Here is a 14062-nt window from a genome sequence, read left to right on the forward strand (position 1 = left end):
ACTCAGTTCTACTTTTACGTTTGAAACGTTGATTCACCCACTCAGCTATCCACCTTCACGAATTCCTTCCTGCATGACCTTACCTGTACGCTTGGCTGTCCTACTGACCGGATTGTTAATCTATTGTCAACTAGTACAGGCTCAAATTACCATTACCTCCGTTACCCCAACCTCAGCCTGCGCGGGTTCTACTGTCACCGTCACGTATAATAGTCTTCAATCAGGAACACTTTATACCTATCTCTACAGCGCTAATTCAACAGACTTTGGGTCACCGAAACAACTGCAAACTATATCCGGAGGAAATAATCTTACTGTAACGATTCCCCTCGCTACCACCCAGGCATCGGGAAGTTATACAATCAGGCTTACCCTAAACACGCCGTCATCCACGAGTTATACCAGTACCAGTTTGGTTACAGTAAATTCAGCTCCAATAGCCCCTACGATTAACAGTGCTGTCTCTTATTGCCAATGGACAACTTCTTCACCCCTGGCAGCTACAGCTAGTGCTGGTGGGACCTTAAATTGGTATGGTACTGCTAGCGGAGGAATAGCTAGCTCAACACCAACTATTCCATCTACTTCAATAGTAGGCATAACCAATTACTACGTCAGTCAAACTGTTAATGGTTGTGAAGGGCCAAGAGCATCTATTAGTGTTATTGTTAGGCCTATACCGACAACACCTACCCCCATCTCTAATGCAATATCTTTATGCCAAGGCAGCATAGCTCCAGTTTTATCTGTTATTGCAAACAGTGGAGGAGTACTCAATTGGTATACTACATCAGTAGGAGGAACCGCTTCGTTAATAGCGCCTATTCCACCAACGTCAACTCCAGGTACGTTCAGTTACTACGTCAGTCAAACTGTCAATGGCTGTGAGGGGCCACGGGCATCAATTTCGGTCATAGTTAACCCACTCCCTATTGCTCCATCCGTTAGTTCCGTCACTTATTGCCAAGGGAGCCAAGCTTCTCCTTTAATAGCTACCAAAAGCACAGGAGGAATTTTGAATTGGTATGGCGCTTCGGCCAGCGGAGGAACCGCTTCGTCGATAGCCCCTATTCCACCAACGTCGACTCTAGGTGCGTTTAATTATTACGTCAGTCAAACGATCAATTTTTGTGAAGGCCCAAGAGCAGCAATCAATGTCACAATCATGCCCAAACCAACGGTAAGTATTGACGCAGGTGAGGCAATACTTACGCCTTCTCAAACTAGCCTTGCCTTAACAGCTACCTCATCCACTTCTACTCTGTCCTGGTCAACTGGCGAGACAATGCCAACTATTACAATCAATACTGCCGGAGTCTACTCAGTGACAGCTACCGCCGTTAACGGCTGTTCATCGATAGCCACTATTACCATTAGCCAAAGTAGTCGGGACGTGATTTATTCTATAAAGCCGGGCGGCTGGAACGACCCCACAATATGGTCGACCAATCAAATTCCGACTAGTGCTGATGCGGTTCGGTTACGACATGCCGTAAACTTACCCATAGATTATCAGGCTCAGGCCGGATTATTGAGTTATGATGCAGGCGGGCAATTAAATACGGATATGGGCAGTCGTGTACGGCTGGGCACTGACCATTGACTATTATCGACTTACATCGATTTCTTCACACCCGCCCAACCCGCAGGAAAATCGGAAACTGAAGCTCACGTTCGGTATCACCCCAGATTGGCTTCAGCGCTTCTCCCAGCCAGTTGACGGGGTCTTCTTCATTCTCATGAATGTATTGCCGCACTGCCGACCAGGTACGCAGGTAATTCAGAAAGCGCTCCAACGACCAAACGCGCCGGGCCGTGAATTCGGCTCGTTGTGCATCGGTAAACGGGAACGGCAAGGTAGCGTAGGCATTATCGATGAATTTCCGCTGTGGGTCCCAGTACGGGCCAATGCGGTTTCGGTAGAAATCCAGCAAAATTGGGTCAAGGTCTGATCCGAGCAGTACCAAGCTATAGCCCCACTCAGCGATCACAGCGCCAGGTTTTGCTACTCGGCGAACCTCCCGATGAAAAGCATCAACATTGAACCAATGCAATGCCTGTGCTACAGTAATTAAATCGAAGGTTTGGTTGGCAAAGGGAGTTTGTTCGGCGGTGCTTAACTGGTAGTTAATATTCGGCTTTTTAACAGCCAGAAGGAGTTGCGTTTCGCTAATATCGGTAGCTTCTACCTGATCAAACATAGCGGCTAATGCCCCCGCGACCTGCCCGTTTCCAGTGGCGCAATCCCAGGCATTTTGTCGATTCCCAACCAATGAGAGCACAAAATCATATAATTCGACAGGGTAGTCGATTCGGTATTGGGCGTATAAGTTGGCGTGGCCAGAGAAGCGATCGAGAGGTTGCATAGGTTTTGTTTTCGCAAATTTTAAACGTTTTAAACGAATAGTTGTCTAATGTTTGGTTTAATAGGAAAAAGCGCAGTCAAAATTGGGTTATCGTTTGAAACCGTCTATTTTTGCGAGACTGACCTATAGGCCGATTATCAATCAATTCGTCCATTTATTGTTTACCCGATTCTCATGAAAAAAACGTTTGGCATTCTTATCGCTTCGGCTGCGCTCGCCGTTGCCTCTTTCGACGCTAACGCTCAGGCACCAGCCGATATTCCGGCAGATATGAATGCCCTGATGCAAAAGTACACCTGTATCGCCTGCCACCGCCCTAATCAGCGTCTGGTTGGACCAGCGTATGCTGATGTAGCCAAGAAAAAATATTCTGTCGATGAAATTGTGAAGTTGATTTATACACCTAATCCTTCGCACTGGCCAGGTTACCCCCCAATGGCACCAATGACCCAAGTGCCTAAGGAAGACGCAGTGAAACTGGCTACCTGGATCAATTCGCTCGACGATAGTCCAAAGACAAGCACCAAGAAAACGAAAACCACGACCAAGAAAACGACGAAGAAAACAGCCTAAGTTGCTTTCTTATTTGGTTTCTAATAAATCAAAAAGGCCATTCTCATTCGGGAATGGCCTTTTTGCATGAACAACTAACAGATGATTTATTTTATTCTAAAATACTACCTACTTCAATGTCACCATAAGTCAACATTTTACTTATATTTGCTTCCATGACACCCGACAAGAGACTTAACCAGATAGAACCTGTACTAGCTGACTTCGTGCAGAAAGTCGACCGCCTGATTGAAGGCAACGGCCAGATAATTAACGAAGTATCCAAAATTCCAGGTATTGAAAGTAAACTAGCTGATATTCAGCAACAAGTAGCTAAAATACCGGGTATTGAAAATAAAATATCTGGTATCGAACAGCAAGTAGCCAAAATACCTGGTATTGAGCAGCAAGTCTCCAAAATACCTGGTATCGAACAGCAAGTAGCCAAAATACCTGGCATTGAACAGCAAGTAGCCAAAATACCTGGCATTGAACGTACTGTTGCAATTACTGCCAAAGGGTTGGCTGAACTAACAGTGAATATCAATAACCGCTTTGATCAGTTTCAACAGGAATTAAGTGACGTTAAGACAGGTCAGCAACTTATCTTACAAATTCTTCGAGAAAAGCTACCCTAAACCAAGGCATTTGGTAAAAACTTAAGTTTCCAGATATAACCCAAAAAAGTCCCAACTTAACAGATCTGAGGTTGGGACTTTTTTTATGCAAAGAGCGGTTAACTTTATAGAGCCTGGAATTATTCCTGAATCTGATTTAGGGCAACTTTCAATCCGTCTACAATGCAGCCAGATCAGTTACTAAAGCAAATTGAATTTATCAAAGAGATCGACAAGATCAAATACATTCAACGGAAGACAAAGCTCTTCAACAGCGACCGAAACGAAAATGACGCTGAACACAGCTGGCATCTGGCAATGATGGCTATCGTGCTGGTGCAACACGCAAATACCCCCATCGATCTGTTGAAAGTGTTGAAAATGCTCTTGATCCACGACATTGTCGAGATTGATGCTGGCGACACGTTTATCTACGATTCCCAAAAAAACCATACGAATACTGACGAGGAGCGCCTAGCCGCCGAACGTATTTTTGGCCTGTTACCAGCCGAACAAGCTACCGAATTTATCGAGATCTGGGAAGAATTTGAGGCTAGCCAAACCGATGAAGCCAAGTTTGCCAGAGCTATGGATCGACTGGAACCTTTACTTCAAAACGCATCCAACAATGGCGGTACCTGGCAGGAGTTTGGTGTCGATTATAGCGAAGTTTACGCAAAGAAGCAGGTTATTAACTATGGGTCTGCTACCATCTGGCAATATGCCGAGCAACTCCTAAATGATAGCGTTGAACGGGGTATACTAAAAAAAGCGGCTTTATAAGGCCGCTTTTTCAATGTAAATTCGGTACGTTATGGATTACTCGGCTGCTTCAATGGCCATACTTCGTTGACGCACGGCTTCGTAAAGAACCACGCCCGTAGCCACCGATACGTTTAATGAACCAACTGACCCCAGCAGTGGAATCTTGACATGCGTATCGACCATTCGCAGCAATTCGGGCGAAATACCATCTTCTTCCGAGCCCATAATAACAGCGAGCGGACCAGTAAGATCGGTGTTCCGTTCGTACAGGTCACGGCTCGATTTTTCAGTACAGGCAACCACCGTAATACCGGATTCCTGTAAGTATTTCACGGTTTCAGTCAGGTCTGGTTCGCGGCAAACCGAAATATAGTTCAGTGCTCCCGATGATGTTTTCATGGCATCGGAATTGATTGCAGCAGCGCCCCGGCCAGGTATTACGATGCACTGAACACCCGTACACTCGGCTGTGCGGGCAATTGCACCGAAGTTACGGACGTCCGTAATCCGATCCAGCAACAGGAAAAAAGGCTGCTCTCCACGCTCATACACATCGGCAATCACGTTCGATAGCTTGACATACTGCACCTGAGCAATCAGACAGACAACGCCCTGGTGGTTTTTCCGAGTGAAACGGTCAAGGCGTTCGGCGGGTACTCGCTGAATCGTAACTCGTTTTTGAAAAGCCAGATTCTGGATATCGGGGTTACTTAATTCCTTATCCATGTATAGCTTGTCAATCTGTTGATCAGATCGTAATGTCTCGATGACAGACTGAATGCCAAACACCATCTCGTCGGGTTCGGGACGAAATTGCGGACGGGAATTGTTCGTTCGATTATGTTTGGGGCGATTTACTCGCGGATTGCGCCGGTTCTCCATGCTTCGACAATCGGATACCAAATTGGCTGATACTCAATATAGCGTACCAACTCGTAATGGTCCTCGACAAATTGATTCGGTTTCTTTGTGAATGTAAAATTAACCTCCGAGACATTAGCCCGGCGATTATAAACCCACACTTCGCGCTCTCGGTTCCGCTGCACCCGATCCGGTGCACCCAGCACAATGTAAATCATGCCTTTATCAGTTTTCCAACCTTCTTTGTAAGTCGTAAACAACCGATTGGCTTCTTCAACCCGATCAAAATAAGCTTTGAGCGTTTTTCGAGCCACATCTTCATTTCCCGACATCATGCTCAGCCAGTATCGGTCAAAGGCTTTCTTTGTATCCTGTGCCTGATTCAATTCACCAATCTCGCTGCTGGTGCTCATGTATAACACAGGTTTGATGAGTTTGGCAGGCCGGGTCAACTTAGGAAACCGTTTATCAGCTACAACCAACCCAATGCCTGTAGCGTCGGTTGTGTCTTCCACAAAATAGTAGAGTCCTTCCTGAGGTAATACAAAGGGCTGATTCGTGGTAATGCTCAGCGTCGAATCGATCGTCAACGATTTGGCACCTGAACGGGGCGAGGTATTCATCGGTGACGAAGCAGCTTCGAAATCATGTCGATAACGGACACCAAACAGGGTTTTACTGGTTCCGCTTACATCGCGAATAACAACTGTATCGCCTGCATTCACATAATTACGCAGTTGTGGCTGTTTATTGTCCCGACTAAACAAGGTAAATCGATCGCTCAATTTGGTGGTCGTAAACCGTAGCGACAAGTCATTACGAGCTTTAGTCCCGCTGTTTGTCTCGGTAATTTCAGTCAGCAGAACAGCATTAGTAGCTCCTTTAGGGCGTTTAATATCAAAGGTCAGCGTCAGATGATCGCCATCATGGCCTACGTTCTGCGTGGTTAATGGAACCGTCCCATAACCCAGCCGTTCGCGATTGTTGTAGTCAGGGTACATGACGTAAGCAATCAGGAAATGTTCCACAAAATCGGCGGGATTCAGGATAGCTTCGCCCGTTGGCGTTTTGGCTGTTAAGTCCATATACACTCGCACATTGGACGTATCGATGGCCAAAAATTTTCCTTTGATCGAGGTAACCACCCATTCTCCACCTTTGGTCGACATGGCAGGCCCTGTACCAATAGCGGGTCCATCATTCGTTTTAACGGGAGCAGGGGCCTGAGTCGTAGCCGGGCGCGAATCGGATGGTGTAGCAATCGTTGTACGCTGCCCATCGTCGGCACGGGGAGTAGCCGGACGGCTAGCCTGATTACGCTGGGCCTCCGTGCGGGCATCATAGGCCGCATTGACACGCGCCTGCTGCGTTTTTTTATTGCTTGAACAGGCCGACAGAATGGTAATAATGAGTAAAGCAGACAGAATACGCATAAACAACGGTACATTTCAGCTAGATAAGTCAGGGCGCGTTTGTCGTCTTTAACAACCGTAGCTGTAACTCATCCAATAGGTCTGGTTCTAAAAGTAATTCTTTCGTTGAACTAGTGCTCGTCCAATTTAGCTTCTATAGAATCAAAAGAATCTATAGAAACAGGTAGAATCTATTTTGTCAAAGCACTAGTTTATTGATAACGAAAAAACAGGCCGGTTCGCCTTATGAACCCGCTTCATTTTTCTTTCCTTCTACAAAAGAGTAATTTTACAGATTCAATTGCAACAAAGACGTTAACTAGTTAGCTATAGTCTACAGCAAACGTCCCGAACTAGCTATGTATAAGACCACAGAAATTACCTCAGCCGAAATCGCATCCGACAATCCAGTCCACCAGCGCCTGCTTTTCCCTTATGTCGAAGCAGCCGAAATGGTCGATGGAAATGTACTCGAAATTGGTTGCGGCTGGGGCCGTGGGTTAGAATTACTGACGAAAGCCGCTAAACATTATACAGGCATAGACAAGAATGAAGAGCTAATTAAGGCACTTCAGGCCGAATACCCTGGCTCAACGTTCATCGCTGCCAACATTCCCCCACTTAGCACGCTTGCTGACAATACGTTCGATTACATCGTAACGTTTCAGGTTATTGAACATATCGAGAACGACGATTTGTTTATCAAGGAAGCCCATCGCGTACTGAAACCAGGCGGTAAGCTGTTGCTGACAACGGTCAATAAAACGTTCTCGCTCACCCGAAATCCCTGGCACGTTCGGGAGTATTACGCCGACGGATTAAAGTCGTTAATCACGAAATACTTCCCCAAAATTGAAACGCGGGGAATTCACGGCAACGACAAAGTGATGACCTATTATGAGCAGAACAAAGAGTCGGTCAAAAAACTGACCCGCTTCGACATCTTTAACCTGCAATATCGTCTACCCCGCCGACTGCTCCAGGTTCCTTACGATCTGATGAACCGCCTGAACCGTAACCGGCTCCTGCAAGCCGATGGTCTGGCCGCTCAAATCAACTATACTGACTACCTCGTTAGTAACGACCCAGCCGGAAGTCTGGACTTCTTTTACATCGCAACGAAGTAATCGGGCACGGTTAAAGTGGTTGTACACCAGACTACCACTCCGGTGTTCCGATCCGTTCCAACGTTCCGATTAGTTAATGGGTCTCATCATAAAAAGTAAAAAATGATGAGACACTTTCTACTTATTTGCCTCGGTCTAACTGGTCTGTTAGGTTGTGAACAGGGTATTCAATCGGGATGTCGGTCAGTTTCAGAAACTGTAGATGTTAATAAACCGTCTCCTAATAGCATTGAACCCTTCAGTCCCGATTCGGCGCGGGTGTTTATGTTTGAATATAACTTCAACGAGCCGATATCTGTCCTGGTCAACGATAATCTTATAGCACAGAAACAACTGGAAGCTTCAACCAATGGGTTAGCTGGTAGGTTGTTGGTAAAAGCGCGGCCAAATGATGAAATAGTTCTTAAAACGACCAATGGCTGCGCTCATTTCAACCTAAAGGATGGTTATAAATACCTGTATATAACCCGAATAAATAATAAAGATTGGGCTATAGCCTATGCTAATTACGGCCGGGGTTATTTTTAAAACAGGTTTTCGACTGTTACCCTCAAGTTCTAAATACGATCATTTCCGATCGATACTCAACCATGAAACTATTTTTCGTTTTCTGTTTAAGTCTGTTCCTGGCCAACACGAGTTTTGCCCAGGTGTATGTTGATGGCGTGGCGATTGATACAACCAACACGCCTTTCTGCCAATTAGTCTGTACAAATGCCGGTGGTTTGTCCAGAGCGCGTGTCCTGATTGATTACGGACAACATTTTGTCGATAACGGCCTCAATCGTCAGAAAATAGCGGGTCCTGATAAGCAAGTAATTACATTCAATTCCAGCATCGATGCCCTGAATTTCATGATTCGAAACGGTTGGGAACTGGTCAAATTCAACCTCAAAGGCGAGACGTTTATTTATCTATTGCAGCGAAAGAAGGAGTTGAATAGATAAATCTCCCCTATCCTTTCTACGTTTTCCGTTTCTTCTTCCGGGCCGAAGGGAACAATACGTTATTCAAAATGAGCCGGTAACCGGGCGAGTGCGGGTGTAGATTCAAATCGGTGGGATTACGGAAGCCACCACCCCCACGCAATCCTTCTGGATCATGGCCACCATAAAACGTCCATTGGCCCTTACCAACTTCGCCGTAGAGGTAACGGTCCGACGATTTGCCTTCGCCCATGACTAAGCTACTCGGCTTCACAGCTCCCTTCCGAAAGGCCGTTGTCTGCCCAAAAAATTCCTTGATAATCGACTCGTGATTCTGCGTTAGCATAGCCGGAATGACATCCCACTTGGCCGAAAAATTAAATAGCTCAAAGAAACCCTGTGGCTGGTCGAAACCACGACCACCGGCAGAATTAATGTCTGAAAACGTTGAGAAACCCCGGTAGCCATTGTCCGATTCGAGCGTGAAATTGCCAAAGGCAAACGTTTTGGTAAAATCAAGCTTCTGTTGAGCATTGGGGTCCATATCGTCGCCATCATAGCTGCTCCCAACAATATCGACGCCATCGGCCGCCAGGGCAATGTCGAGCGTTTCGGCGGCTGAACACATGGCAAATAAATAGCCTCCACCCGCGCAGAATGCCTTAATGGCTTTAGCAACCGCCAGCTTCATCTGCGATACTTTCGCATAACCATATTTACGGGCAATGTCTTCCTGAGCTTTAATATCGGCTAAGGTCTGCCGGTGCATGTTTCGGCCATACTGCCCTGTAAAATCCTCGTGGTGTAAATGCAGCCAGTCATATTTTGCCAGATCACCTTTGAGAATTTCTTCGTCGTAAACGACTTCATACGGGATTTCGGCGTAGGTGAGCACCAAGAGCACAGCATCGGTATTTTCGAACTCAGCCGGGCTCACTTTTATTGGTGAATACACAATGATTTTTGCCGCTTTCTGAAGCGTCACCACATTCATATTCACATCAGGATCGGACAGTTGCTGACGAATGGAAGCGGCCTGCCCATCTGAAATTGTCTCGAACGAGACACCCCGAACCCGGCATTCGGTTTCGACGGCAGTGGTATACTTGATCATAAAACTGCCACCCCGGTAGTTCAGCAGCCAGTCAACGTCCTGATCGTCTTTTAAGACTTTGTACGCAATGCCATACGCTTTCAAGTGGTTGGTTTGCCGATCGTCCATCGGAATCAGGACGTAATTGGCCAAAACAGGCATAGTATTGCCCAAAATTGCCAGCAATAGCAGCAGAAAAGATAGGTGCTGTTTCATAGAGTACCTTATTTTTGACCAACAAATTAGTTGTCATTGATTGCCATACGCTGTCGGGAAGGTCATTCATTGGTAAACTACGGAATGACTACCGCGAGGACGCCCCCGCACTGACCATCACTGACTATTAAATGACCATTCTATGACTCGTTACGGCATCACTCTATTCCTCTTTTTCTTCATCGCCATGCTAGGCAACGCACAGTCTACACCAGCCGTCGAAACGGGCGTATCGCAAACACTGGCTAAAGCGCGCAGGCAACAAATCAGCCAACTGGCGTATGCACTAAAGTTCGACATTCCAGCGCAGAAAAACCAACTAATTCCAGCCAGCGAAACAATATCCTTTAACTGGGCCCGCACCACGGCTCCACTTCAGATCGACTTTAAGGAAGAACGTACTCATATCCAGAAAGTTTCCGTCAATAAAAAGGAGATTCCGATTGTATTTGAGAGCGAACATCTGCTGATTTCTACTGCTTTTTTGCAGCCTGGGAAGAACACAATTTCAATCCAGTTTACGGCGGGGAATCTGTCGCTGAATCGGAACGATGATTACCTCTACACACTGCTTGTTCCTGACCGTGCCCGAACCGTTTTCCCCTGCTTTGATCAGCCCGACCTAAAGGCCACATTTCAACTGTCGCTGACGATTCCAAAGCTCTGGCAGGCGATGGGCAACGCTTCGGTGAAAGACTCATCTATAATGGGCGAACGCAAAACGGTCAATTTCCAGGTCTCCAACATTATTCCCACGTACTTATTCTCGTTTGTAGCCGGTAAATTCACACCTGTAACCCGTACGCTTAATAGCCGTTCCATGACGCTCCTGCACCGGGAAACCGATACAACCAAAATTCGCCTGAGTACAGAGCCACTCTTTAAACTTCATGCCGATGCACTGACGTTTCTGGAAGACTATACCCAAATTCCTTACCCGTTCCAGAAGTTCGACTTTGCCGCCATTCCCGATTTTCAGTACGGTGGTATGGAACACGTGGGTGCCATCGACTACCGGGCATCGGCGTTGTTCTTAGACAATGGAGCTACGCGCGATCAGCGACTGGCACGGGCCAGTGTTATTTCGCACGAAACGGCGCACATGTGGTTTGGCGATATGGTTACGATGCGCTGGTTCAATGATGTCTGGCTAAAGGAGGTTTTCGCCAATTTCATGGCCGACAAAATCACAGAAGTCTCTTCAGCCGATGCCAATTACGATCTCCAGTTTGTAGTCGATCATTTTCCAGCCGCTTATGCCGTTGATCGAACTGAAGGCGCTAACCCAATTGGGCAACCGCTTGCTAATCTGAAAGAGGCTGGCACGCTCTACGGCGGTATTATCTACCACAAGGCACCTATCATGATGCGACAACTGGAGCGACTCATGGGAAAAACAGCCCTACGCGACGGCTTGCGCGAATACCTCAAAAAATATGCATTCGGCAACGCAACCTGGGCCGACCTGATTGCCATTCTGGACGCTCGAACACCCGCCGATCTGGCTACCTGGAATCACGTCTGGGTCAACGAAACGGGTCGGCCAAAATTTACGTACCAGCTTGATGGAAAGGGTGGCACGATTAAGCAATTCGTCATTTCACAACAAGCCGAAGATGGCTCCAATCGGTTCTGGCCGCAGCGTTTTGAATTATCTTTAGTCTATCGCGATCACGCCGAAGAATTTACTGTGGACATGAACCAGCCACAGATTACACTGAAAGAGGCAATCGGGAAGAAAACTCCAATTTACATCACCTTTAACTCGACTGGACAAGGTTACGGGATATTTCCGGTTGATACAGCAACAGTAATCCAAATAAATGTGACCAAAAATCCAGTTACGCGGGCTGCCACATACATTAATCTATACGAAAACATGCTCTCGGGCCAGGGCATTTCTCCCGCCCAATTAGCATCGGCAAATCAACAATGGCTCCGAACAGAATCAGAAGAATTGAATCTTCGACTGATTACTAACCAACTGTCAGATATTGTCTGGAATTTTACCCGACCTGAAAAGCGTCCGGCTCTCGCGGCTTCGGTTGAGCAGGCAGCCTGGCAAGCAATGGAGCAGGAAACCGCATCTGGTAAAAAGAAACTCCTCTTTCGCTTATACCAGAACATTGCGCTCAGTGATGAAGCTAAAGATCGACTGTATGCCATCTGGAATGAGCAGAAAGCACCCACTGGCGTAACGCTCACCGAAGATGATTATACATCGCTGGCTCTTGCATTGGCTGTACGAGATTACCCGGTTGAGGGAATTCTGACGAAGCAATTAGCACGCATCAAAAATCCAGATCGTAAAAAGCGGCTCACGTTTATGATGCCTGCTCTATCGGGCAATGTAGCTGAACGCGACCAGTTTTTTGCCTCCCTAGCCAGCGAAAGCAATCGGGAGCGCGAGGCCTGGGTTGTCGATGCCCTGGGCTATCTACATCATCCCCTACGAACCGAAACCTCAGCAAAGTATCTGCCTAAAAGTCTGGAGCTGTTGGACGAGATTCAGCGGACAGGCGATATTTTCTTTCCCGAGCGTTGGGTAAGCTCTACCTTATCGAGCTATCAAACACCGGAAGTAGCGCAGCTCATTCGCAAATTTCTGGCCGACCGGCCCAATTACAACCCGCGTTTACGAGCCAAGTTGCTGCAAGCCGCCGACAAACCATTTCGAGCTAGTAAGTTGGTTTACCAACCCTAGAATCTGGCTTTGTAAAATCATTTCGTTGTGCCCCCACAAAACTATAAAAGGCCAACTGTGTGAGTACAGTTGGCCTTTTACCTAATTGTTAATTATCCCCTTTAGCTAGCTGCTTCGATGGCCGCAGCTGCTTCGGCCGCTGCAAGGGCTGCGCTGTTTTTCTGGGCATAGTCGTCACGCTTACTTTCGAAGTGGGAAAAAATCTCGGTAATCGTGTCGAGGTTTTCGCCGATTTTACCGTGCATCGTACCCAGATTCTTCTCCAGATAAGAGTCATTTAACCCATTCATATTATCCACTTCAATCTTACCTATTTTCTCGATTAAAGCCGTCTGGCTGTTTTGCAGGTCTTCCAGTTCACGAACAATCTTGTTCATCAACTCAAACTTCTGTAGCTTATCCATATTATTTTTTGTTGAGTATTGTTTTATAAACGAGCTATCTACAAAATGGTTTGATTTTAGTCACTTTTGAGCAGCAAGCAGTAGATATGCTATCGCCCTTTATTCTGTATGCAAATGGACATTCTGCTGTTCGTTAACCACCATGTATACAAAGCCGCCCCTACTTTTCACCATCGCATTTATCGCCATAACCTGCCTCGAAATGCTGGGCGATACGCTATCCATCCAGTGGCTACATTATGGTTGTAAACCGCTTATTATGTTGCTGCTCCTGGGATATTGCTGGCAACAGTATCGAGTAGCAACTTTTCCGTTAGTAATCCGCTGGCTAATGATCGGCATGGTATTCGCCTTGTTGGGCGATGTTTTTTTAATGATTCGTGAAGTCGATTTGTTTGCCCCAGGGTTGGGCGCATTCCTGATCATGCAGTTGTGCTATAGTCGGGCATTCTGGTTATCCATTCGTCAATCCGGGATGCTACTCACCATTCAATCGGTATGGAAACCTGCGCTGCCTTTCCTGGTATACCTCGTTATTTTCCTAATCCTGCTTAGGCCAGCCTTTGCACAAAATCCAGCTTTGCAGGCCTTGTGGTGGCCAGTTGTGATATATGCTATCTGTCTGAATACGATGGGGTTGCTCGCCGTACTGCGTCAGGGTGCGTTAAAGTACGGCTGGGTAGTTGCTGGCGCGTTGTTATTTATCCTGTCCGACTCACTCATTGCTATCGATAAGTTCCTGCAAACCATCACGGGGGCAGTCTGGTTGATCATGAGTACATACGCGGCTGCCCAATATATGATTGTCAGGGGCACTCTGACCCATGAACAATCAACTCGACCACTCCATCAAGCTGGCAGCTAAACCATATAGTATTTATCGATACGATAATCAATTAAATCAATTTGATTTATAATTCTCATCCTAGTAACCTTGCACTTGTAAATCACTTCATCGTCTTTTCGAAAGTTATATTAACCTACATTTTCAGACAAGTCCTTAACAATAAGCTGTAAAA

At 46.5% G+C, this 14062-nt stretch carries 14 protein-coding genes; 9 read left to right on the plus strand and 5 right to left on the minus strand.

From position 1 onward, the window contains the following. The first annotated feature begins 73 nt into the window (after nucleotides 1–73). Complete coding sequence (locus ACYVGR_RS24135) at nucleotides 74–1603, plus strand: Ig-like domain-containing protein (RefSeq protein WP_460961562.1); 1530 nt, start codon at nucleotides 74–76, stop codon at nucleotides 1601–1603. A gap of 25 nt (nucleotides 1604–1628) precedes the next feature. Here the strand turns inward: ACYVGR_RS24135 and ACYVGR_RS24140 are convergent, their stop codons facing one another. Continuing rightward, complete coding sequence (locus ACYVGR_RS24140; RefSeq protein WP_460961564.1) at nucleotides 1629–2366, minus strand: class I SAM-dependent methyltransferase; 738 nt, start codon at nucleotides 2364–2366, stop codon at nucleotides 1629–1631. A 174-nt stretch (nucleotides 2367–2540) separates the two neighbouring features. Between ACYVGR_RS24140 and ACYVGR_RS24145 the strand changes: the two genes are divergently transcribed. From ACYVGR_RS24145 to ACYVGR_RS24155, 3 genes are all read left to right on the plus strand, one after another. Next, nucleotides 2541–2939 (plus strand): c-type cytochrome, encoded by a 399-nt coding sequence (locus ACYVGR_RS24145; protein WP_460961566.1) that lies wholly within the window; start codon nucleotides 2541–2543, stop codon nucleotides 2937–2939. A 155-nt stretch (nucleotides 2940–3094) separates the two neighbouring features. Continuing rightward, complete coding sequence (locus tag ACYVGR_RS24150) at nucleotides 3095–3556, plus strand: hypothetical protein (RefSeq protein WP_460961568.1); 462 nt, start codon at nucleotides 3095–3097, stop codon at nucleotides 3554–3556. Nucleotides 3557–3718: 162 nt separating this feature from the next. Continuing rightward, nucleotides 3719–4318, plus strand: coding sequence for an HD domain-containing protein (locus tag ACYVGR_RS24155; protein ID WP_460961570.1), 600 nt, complete (start codon nucleotides 3719–3721; stop codon nucleotides 4316–4318). Nucleotides 4319–4354: 36 nt separating this feature from the next. Here the strand turns inward: ACYVGR_RS24155 and rlmB are convergent, their stop codons facing one another. Both rlmB and ACYVGR_RS24165 read right to left on the minus strand, forming a co-directional pair. Continuing rightward, nucleotides 4355–5182 carry a 23S rRNA (guanosine(2251)-2'-O)-methyltransferase RlmB gene (gene rlmB, locus ACYVGR_RS24160; RefSeq protein WP_460961572.1) on the minus strand — a complete coding sequence of 276 codons (828 nt, stop codon included), beginning with the start codon at nucleotides 5180–5182 and terminating at the stop codon, nucleotides 4355–4357. Then, the gene (locus tag ACYVGR_RS24165; protein WP_460961574.1) at nucleotides 5155–6594 is read right to left on the minus strand and encodes a GWxTD domain-containing protein; all 1440 of its coding nucleotides are present in this window, start codon (nucleotides 6592–6594) and stop codon (nucleotides 5155–5157) included. The genes rlmB and ACYVGR_RS24165 overlap by 28 nt, the downstream gene beginning before the upstream one ends. 338 nt (nucleotides 6595–6932) lie before the next feature. Between ACYVGR_RS24165 and ACYVGR_RS24170 the strand changes: the two genes are divergently transcribed. From ACYVGR_RS24170 to ACYVGR_RS24180, 3 genes are all read left to right on the plus strand, one after another. After that, nucleotides 6933–7700, plus strand: coding sequence for a class I SAM-dependent methyltransferase (locus ACYVGR_RS24170; protein WP_460961576.1), 768 nt, complete (start codon nucleotides 6933–6935; stop codon nucleotides 7698–7700). A gap of 102 nt (nucleotides 7701–7802) precedes the next feature. Then, nucleotides 7803–8228, plus strand: a complete 426-nt coding sequence (locus ACYVGR_RS24175; protein WP_460961578.1) for a hypothetical protein — start codon at nucleotides 7803–7805, stop codon at nucleotides 8226–8228. 62 nt (nucleotides 8229–8290) lie between these two features. Continuing rightward, nucleotides 8291–8647, plus strand: coding sequence for a hypothetical protein (locus ACYVGR_RS24180; RefSeq protein ID WP_460961580.1), 357 nt, complete (start codon nucleotides 8291–8293; stop codon nucleotides 8645–8647). A 16-nt stretch (nucleotides 8648–8663) separates the two neighbouring features. Here ACYVGR_RS24180 and ACYVGR_RS24185 read toward each other — a convergent pair whose 3' ends face one another. Further along, nucleotides 8664–9935 (minus strand): asparagine synthetase B, encoded by a 1272-nt coding sequence (locus tag ACYVGR_RS24185; RefSeq protein WP_460961582.1) that lies wholly within the window; start codon nucleotides 9933–9935, stop codon nucleotides 8664–8666. A 142-nt stretch (nucleotides 9936–10077) separates the two neighbouring features. Here ACYVGR_RS24185 and ACYVGR_RS24190 point away from each other — a divergent pair, with 142 nt between their 5' ends. After that, nucleotides 10078–12639 (plus strand): M1 family metallopeptidase, encoded by a 2562-nt coding sequence (locus tag ACYVGR_RS24190; RefSeq protein ID WP_460961584.1) that lies wholly within the window; start codon nucleotides 10078–10080, stop codon nucleotides 12637–12639. Nucleotides 12640–12740: 101 nt separating this feature from the next. On the opposite strand, the gene ACYVGR_RS24195 is transcribed toward ACYVGR_RS24190, so the two are convergent. Further along, a complete protein-coding gene (locus tag ACYVGR_RS24195) occupies nucleotides 12741–13043 on the minus strand; it encodes a hypothetical protein (protein ID WP_460961586.1) in 303 nt (100 codons plus the stop codon). A gap of 142 nt (nucleotides 13044–13185) precedes the next feature. Here ACYVGR_RS24195 and ACYVGR_RS24200 point away from each other — a divergent pair, with 142 nt between their 5' ends. Beyond that, complete coding sequence (locus tag ACYVGR_RS24200) at nucleotides 13186–13908, plus strand: lysoplasmalogenase (protein WP_460961588.1); 723 nt, start codon at nucleotides 13186–13188, stop codon at nucleotides 13906–13908. The last annotated feature ends 154 nt before the right edge of the window (nucleotides 13909–14062 follow it).

The sequence above is a fragment of the Spirosoma litoris genome, from assembly GCF_054776755.1.

Excerpts from the sequence above, each read along its gene's own strand:
- ACYVGR_RS24135 (WP_460961562.1), top strand. The coding sequence starts at position 74 with ATGACCTTACCTGTACGCTTGGCTGTCCTACTGACCGGATTGTTAATC.
- ACYVGR_RS24140 (WP_460961564.1), bottom strand. The coding sequence starts at position 2,366 with ATGCAACCTCTCGATCGCTTCTCTGGCCACGCCAACTTATACGCCCAA.
- ACYVGR_RS24145 (WP_460961566.1), top strand. The coding sequence starts at position 2,541 with ATGAAAAAAACGTTTGGCATTCTTATCGCTTCGGCTGCGCTCGCCGTT.
- ACYVGR_RS24150 (WP_460961568.1), top strand. The coding sequence starts at position 3,095 with ATGACACCCGACAAGAGACTTAACCAGATAGAACCTGTACTAGCTGAC.
- ACYVGR_RS24155 (WP_460961570.1), top strand. The coding sequence starts at position 3,719 with ATGCAGCCAGATCAGTTACTAAAGCAAATTGAATTTATCAAAGAGATC.
- rlmB (WP_460961572.1), bottom strand. The coding sequence starts at position 5,182 with ATGGAGAACCGGCGCAATCCGCGAGTAAATCGCCCCAAACATAATCGA.
- ACYVGR_RS24165 (WP_460961574.1), bottom strand. The coding sequence starts at position 6,594 with ATGCGTATTCTGTCTGCTTTACTCATTATTACCATTCTGTCGGCCTGT.
- ACYVGR_RS24170 (WP_460961576.1), top strand. The coding sequence starts at position 6,933 with ATGTATAAGACCACAGAAATTACCTCAGCCGAAATCGCATCCGACAAT.
- ACYVGR_RS24175 (WP_460961578.1), top strand. The coding sequence starts at position 7,803 with ATGATGAGACACTTTCTACTTATTTGCCTCGGTCTAACTGGTCTGTTA.
- ACYVGR_RS24180 (WP_460961580.1), top strand. The coding sequence starts at position 8,291 with ATGAAACTATTTTTCGTTTTCTGTTTAAGTCTGTTCCTGGCCAACACG.
- ACYVGR_RS24185 (WP_460961582.1), bottom strand. The coding sequence starts at position 9,935 with ATGAAACAGCACCTATCTTTTCTGCTGCTATTGCTGGCAATTTTGGGC.
- ACYVGR_RS24190 (WP_460961584.1), top strand. The coding sequence starts at position 10,078 with ATGACTCGTTACGGCATCACTCTATTCCTCTTTTTCTTCATCGCCATG.
- ACYVGR_RS24195 (WP_460961586.1), bottom strand. The coding sequence starts at position 13,043 with ATGGATAAGCTACAGAAGTTTGAGTTGATGAACAAGATTGTTCGTGAA.
- ACYVGR_RS24200 (WP_460961588.1), top strand. The coding sequence starts at position 13,186 with ATGTATACAAAGCCGCCCCTACTTTTCACCATCGCATTTATCGCCATA.